At 28.4% G+C, this 6,089-nt stretch carries 6 protein-coding genes; all 6 read left to right on the top strand.

Going from position 1 to position 6,089, the window contains the following annotated elements:
- A partial coding sequence (locus QM495_RS11180) for an efflux RND transporter permease subunit (RefSeq protein ID WP_408672194.1) occupies window positions 1–1,234 on the top strand: 1,234 nt, incomplete at its 5' end.
- A 56-nt stretch (window positions 1,235–1,290) separates the two neighbouring features.
- Window positions 1,291–1,596, top strand: a complete 306-nt coding sequence (locus tag QM495_RS11175) for a hypothetical protein (RefSeq protein ID WP_408672193.1) — start codon at window positions 1,291–1,293, stop codon at window positions 1,594–1,596.
- Window positions 1,597–1,612: 16 nt separating this feature from the next.
- Window positions 1,613–1,801: a DUF2892 domain-containing protein gene (locus QM495_RS11170; protein ID WP_408672192.1), complete on the top strand. Its 189-nt coding sequence runs from the start codon at window positions 1,613–1,615 to the stop codon at window positions 1,799–1,801.
- An 87-nt stretch (window positions 1,802–1,888) separates the two neighbouring features.
- Complete coding sequence (locus tag QM495_RS11165) at window positions 1,889–2,167, top strand: hypothetical protein (protein ID WP_408672191.1); 279 nt, start codon at window positions 1,889–1,891, stop codon at window positions 2,165–2,167.
- A 43-nt stretch (window positions 2,168–2,210) separates the two neighbouring features.
- The gene (locus tag QM495_RS11160) at window positions 2,211–4,427 is read left to right on the top strand and encodes a TonB-dependent receptor (protein ID WP_408672190.1); all 2,217 of its coding nucleotides are present in this window, start codon (window positions 2,211–2,213) and stop codon (window positions 4,425–4,427) included.
- A gap of 268 nt (window positions 4,428–4,695) precedes the next feature.
- Window positions 4,696–6,089, top strand: a 1,394-nt coding sequence (locus QM495_RS11155) for an NAD(P)H-dependent oxidoreductase subunit E (protein WP_408672189.1), incomplete at its 3' end; no start/stop codon positions are given.

Genomic DNA, 6,089 nt, shown 5'->3' with positions numbered 1-6,089 from the left:
TGAACGTGATTTACAAAGTCATGATATTGCGAAGCTTACACGTCCAGAAATTCAAAAAATTTCTAAAAAATATGGTGCAAACGTAAAATTAGTTGAAGTTCCACCAGGGCCACCAGTTTTATCAACTTTAGTTGCTGAAGTTTATGGACCTAATTATAAAGAGCAAATTAAAGTTGCATACCAAGTTAAAGAAATATTAGAAAACACTACAGATGTTGTGGATGTTGACTGGATGGTAGAAGATGTGCAAACTGAATATAAATTAGAAGTTGATAAAGAAAAAGCAATGCTGAATGGAATTGCGCCTCAACAAGTTGTAGAAAACTTAACTTATTTACTAAAAGAATATCCAATTTCAAATTTATACGATGAAACTTCTTTTGATCAAATTGATATTGTGCTATCTTTAAGTGATGCCAACAAAACTAGTTTACAAGATATTCTAAACATAAAAATTAAAGGAAATCAAGGGAATCTTGTTCCAATAAGTGATTTGGTAACTGTTAAAAAAGATACTTTACAAAAAACTATTTTTAGAAAAGATCAAAAACAAGTTGTTTATATCACAGCAGATATGGCTGGAGGATTAGAAAGTCCTGTATATGCAATTTTAGGAATGAAAGAAAAATTAGAAAAAATAAAGCTTCCTAAAGGATACAAACTAAATGAATTGTATATGGATCAACCTTCTGATGAAAGTGATTTTGCTGTAAAATGGGATGGAGAATGGCAAATTACTTTAGAAGTTTTCCGTGATTTAGGTACCGCATTTTTAGTAGTTATTATTATTATTTATATGCTAATTGTTGGCTGGTTCCAGAACTTTAAAACACCAATGGTTATGATGCTTGCAATCCCACTTTCATTAATTGGAATTGTATTTGGACACTGGCTATTTGGGGCTTTCTTTACCGCAACATCATTTATTGGTATGATTGCTTTAGCAGGTGTAATGGTACGGAATTCAGTTTTACTTATTGATTTTATAGAAATTAGATTAAACGACGGAATTCCTTTAAAACAAGCTATTATTGATGCAGGTGCAGTAAGAACTACACCTATCTTATTAACTACTGGAGCTGTCGTAATTGGTGCCTCAATTATATTGTTTGATCCTATTTTTCAAGGTTTAGCAATTTCATTAGTAGCTGGGGCAATAGTTTCTACATTGTTAACTCTAGTTGTAGTTCCAATGATTTACTATATAAGTGAAAAAAATAAATGGGAAAAATAAATGTTGTTTTAGTTTTAGCAATAAACTTAAAACTTTAAATTCTTAAAGAAAAAATTATGAAATTACTAATGATTACCGCAATTGAAGCATTTGAAAAGGACATTAAATTTTTATTAAAAAGATGCACTATTACCCATTTTTCTTATACATCTGTCAAAGGGTATAGAGATTTATCAGAAGAATCAGTTGGAGAAAATTGGTTTGCTAGTAATATGAATGAAAGTCAATCTATAATTTTTTATGCATTTGTACCAAAAGAAAAAGCAGACGATTTATTTAATTCTGTAAAGAAATTTAATAATGAGCAGAGAACATCATCAAAAGTTCATATTGTTCTTATGAATATTGAAAAATCAAATTAAGCTAAAATCTATAAAAATGAAACAAAGAATTATTAGAGCATTTGCAGGAATATTTATTTTAATTAGTTTAATATTAGCTATTAAATTAAATAATTTGGACTGGTTATGGGTTGCAGCATTTGTTGGTGCAAATTTATTGCAATCTGCAATTACAAAATGGTGTTTATTAGAAGTAATTTTAGAAAAATTAGGTGTAAAAGATTAATATCTTTTTGTAATTTTACAGTTCAATTTTAGAAAAATTAAAGTTAGAACTAAACATATAATTTCAATTCTATTAGTTTTATTTGTATTGTTTCCTTTAACAATACAATTTTCTCATGCGCTTCAAAAACATGAATATTCAGGATGTAAGTTAGAACATAAAGTACATCTCCATCATCCTAAAAATGAGTGCAGTTTTTTTCACTATCAAATTAATTATAATACCATTGACTTTTCTTCAACATTTTCTATAAATGAAATTAGTTTAGTAGAAGAAAAAGTAATTACTCAAGAAAACAAAAAAGAATCATCTTCATTTTTTTATAAATCATCTAGAGCACCACCTTTCTCATTATTTTTATCATAAAAGATTTAAAAATAAAATTACCAAGACACTAAAAAATAATTAAATGAAAACATATCTATCAATCCTATTTTTAGGATTATCTCTTATTACCCAAGCTCAAAATAAAATAACAGGTAAAATTACGGATGCTAACAACAACCCATTAATTGGTGTTAATGTTTATATTACCGAACTCCAAAAAGGCACCTCAACAGATGCCAACGGAGTGTACACCATTAACAATTTACCTTCAACAAATATTATAGTTACAGCAGCATTTATTGGCTATCAATCACAAACAACAAATATAAAAATTACTTCAAAAAGCACCACATTAAATTTCATTTTGAGTGAAGCTGTCTTTAAAATGGATGAAGTTATTATTTCTACACCTTTTAATAAATTACAATCGCAAAATGTAATGAAAGTTGAAAGAGCAAGTATTCAACAACTAAAAAATAAAGGAGCAGCTACTTTAATAGAAGGAATTACTTCATTACCCGGTGTTTCTCAAGTATCAACAGGAGTTGCTATTGGGAAACCAGTAATTAGAGGTTTGCGAGGGAATCGAGTTTTAGTATATTCACAAGGATTACGACTTGAAAATCAACAATTTGGATCAGAACATGGTTTAGGTGTTGATGAATCAAGTATAGAAAGTGTTGAAGTTATAAAGGGCCCTGCTTCATTATTATATGGTTCTGATGCTATGGGTGGCGTACTATTTTTTAATCCTTTAAATTTTGCGGATGAGAATTCTTTTAAACTAAATATAAATCAAAAATATTTTTCAAACACCAACGGTTCAAGTACATCTTTTGGGTTCAGGAAATCATATCATGATTGGAAGCTTTTAACCAACGGTACGCACCGTTACCAAAGTGACTATAAAATACCAAATGGATTAAGAGTTACTAATTCTCGCTTTGATGAAACTATTTTCAATTCAGCCATAAACTACAGTAACAATCTTATTTCAAGTATTTTACGTTTTAATTTCGATCATACTTTAGTTGGAATTCCAGAAGAAATTGGTGTACAAACTACTCAAAAAAACCATACATATCCTTTTCAAGATTTAACCAATAAAATGGTAAGTTTAAGTACTATTATTTTTCTATCAAATTCAAAAATAACTTCAACATTTGGCTACACCGTTAATAACCGAAAAGAAATCGAAGAAATTGCAACGGCTTCTAATTCTCTTCCTGCCTTAAATTTAAATTTAAAAACGTACAGTTATGATATAAAATGGAATTTACCAAAACTTGAAAATTTTGAATCTATTTTAGGAATTCAAGGAATGCATCAAAAGAATAAAACTTTAGGGTTTGATGTATTAATTCCAAATGCTCAAACCAATGATATTGGGGTATTTTTAACAGGTAATTACACTATCAAAAAAAATAGTTTTCAAGGTGGTATTCGATTCGATAACAGAAATTTATCAACACAAAAAAGTATTGACAACGAACATCACGTTTTTAATGCTATTGATAAGTCCTTTAAAAACTTAACTGCTTCTTTTGGTTATAAAACCACATTATTTGATGCCATTACAAGTAGATTCAATTTTGCAGCAGGTTTTAGAGCTCCAAACCTTGCTGAGCTAACTTCTAACGGTGTTCATGAAGGTTCTAATAGATATGAAATTGGTAACAATAATTTGCAAAGTGAACATAATTTTCAATCGGATGTGGCTTTAGAATATAAATCTTCACACTTTGAAATTTTTGCTAATGTTTTTTATAATAGTATCAATAAATACATTTACATAACTCCTACTGGTGAAATTCTTAATAATAATTTTGTGTATAATTACGTACAAAATAATGCTGAATTATATGGCGGAGAATTTGGATTCCATCTCCATCCGCACCCAATAGATTGGCTACATTTTAACAGTAGTTATGAGATGGTAATAGGCAAACAAAATGATGGTACTTATTTACCTTTAATTCCTGCAAATAAACTTACAAACACATTACGTATTGAACTAAACGAAAAAGAGTGGTTGAATAATGGTTTTGCGGCAATTACCCTTGAAAGTCATTTTAAACAAAAAAATGTAAGTGTTTTTGAAACACCAACTAACTCATATAATCTAATAAACATTGGAATTGGTGGAACTATTAAATTGAATAAAATTGATTTCACAATTAATTTTAATGTAAATAATTTAGCGAACACTTCTTATGTTTCTCACTTATCTAGATTAAAAATAGATGGAATACCAAACATTGGAAGAAATTTTATTACAAGTGTGAAATTTAGTTTGTAATTTTAATAAAATACGCAACTTTATTTAACGAAAATGTTGTAGAAAAATATTTTTCTCATTATTTACATTAAAAAACAATAGGATATTTTTAAACTATTCATAAATTAATTAAAAACTTTGTAATATTTTAATATAAAACACCTCTGTTTTTAAAGAGTTTTAAAAAACTTTTAAACTTTCTGTAAATCGAAATGACAAACAAAATTAAATAGCAATCTATTTGTTTATTTCGTAACTTTAGTTACAGTAATTTTAAAAGTTTTTTCGCATGGAAAGAGCCCATCTTCTTAGTTTGTTGTGGAAACAACAAAATTCACAAGGATTCATTTCACAAAGTGCTATAAATGAGATAGCTAAATTATTAAAAATTTCAATTATTGAAGTTGAAGGGGTTATTTCCTTTTATCATTTTTTTCATCAGCAACCCACAGGAAAATATATTATTTATTTAAATAATAGCATTGTTTCTGAATTTAAAGGTTTTAGAGAAATTAAAACAACTTTTGAAAAAGAAACAGGTTGCATTTTTGGAAAACATGATGATAATCCACTGTTTTCATTATTTGAAACCTCTTGTATAGGTTTAAGCGACCAAGAACCCGCTGCTTTAATAAATTTTTATCCTTTTACAGATTTAACGCCTAAAAAAGTGATTTCAATAATTAAAAATTTAAAAAACAATATATCTATTGAAACTATTGCTGATAATCCTGAGAGCAAAATTCAGTATACACCAGAAGAAGACAAAACCATTTTTTTTAAGGATTATACTCCTGGGAATTCCATAAACAAATTGAAAGAAAATAATGCGGAATCAATTTTAAAAAGCATTTCAGAAGTTAATTTAAAAGGTCGTGGTGGTGCTTTTTTCCCTACTGCTTTAAAATGGCAAACTTGTAAAAATAGTATTTCCTCAGAAAAATATATTATTTGTAATGCGGATGAAGGCGAACCTGGAACTTTCAAGGATAAAATATTACTTATGAATTATCCTGGGCTTATTATTGAAGGAATGATTTTAGCCGCTTTTGTAGTAGGTGCTAAAGAAGGTATCATTTATTTACGGGGTGAATACAAATATTTACTTCCAAAAATTGAAGCTACAATTACTGAATTTTATAAAAATAATTTCTTAGGAAAAAATAGTTGTGGAATAACTGACCTTAATTTTGATTTAAGGGTTGAATTGGGCGCTGGAGCCTATGTTTGTGGTGAAGAAACTGCTTTAATTGAATCTCTTGAAGGAAAACGCGGTGAACCAAGACTTAGAAAATATTTTCCTACTGAAGTTGGCTACCTCGGTAAACCAACCATTATAAATAATGTTGAAACCTTTGCAAATGCTGCAAGAATAATTGAATTAGGTGCTGATTATTTTAAAAATATTGGAACCGAAAAAAGCAAAGGAACAAAATTGTTAAGTATTTCGGGGGATGTAGCAAAACCAGGAATTTATGAAATTGAATGGGGAATGACCGTTAAAGAACTTCTCCAATTATGTCAAGCTACTGCTCCTAATTATGTTCAAATTACTGGTCCTTCTGGTGAATGTATTAACGAAAATGAATTCAATAGAAAAATTTGCAATGAAGATTTAACCTGTGGTGGAGCCATTATGGTTTTTAACAAATTTAGAGGCATTATTAAAATTTTAGAAAACTT

It is taken from the genome of Lutibacter sp. (assembly GCF_046055765.1).
GTDB lineage: Bacteria > Bacteroidota > Bacteroidia > Flavobacteriales > Flavobacteriaceae > Lutibacter.
Note: the sequence above shows the minus strand (reverse complement) of the source record. Positions and strands in the feature narration are given on the sequence as shown.

Coding starts and splice junctions, on each gene's coding strand:
- QM495_RS11170 (WP_408672192.1), top strand. CDS start 1,613: ATGAAACAAAGAATTATTAGAGCATTTGCAGGAATATTTATTTTAATT.
- QM495_RS11175 (WP_408672193.1), top strand. CDS start 1,291: ATGAAATTACTAATGATTACCGCAATTGAAGCATTTGAAAAGGACATT.
- QM495_RS11160 (WP_408672190.1), top strand. CDS start 2,211: ATGAAAACATATCTATCAATCCTATTTTTAGGATTATCTCTTATTACC.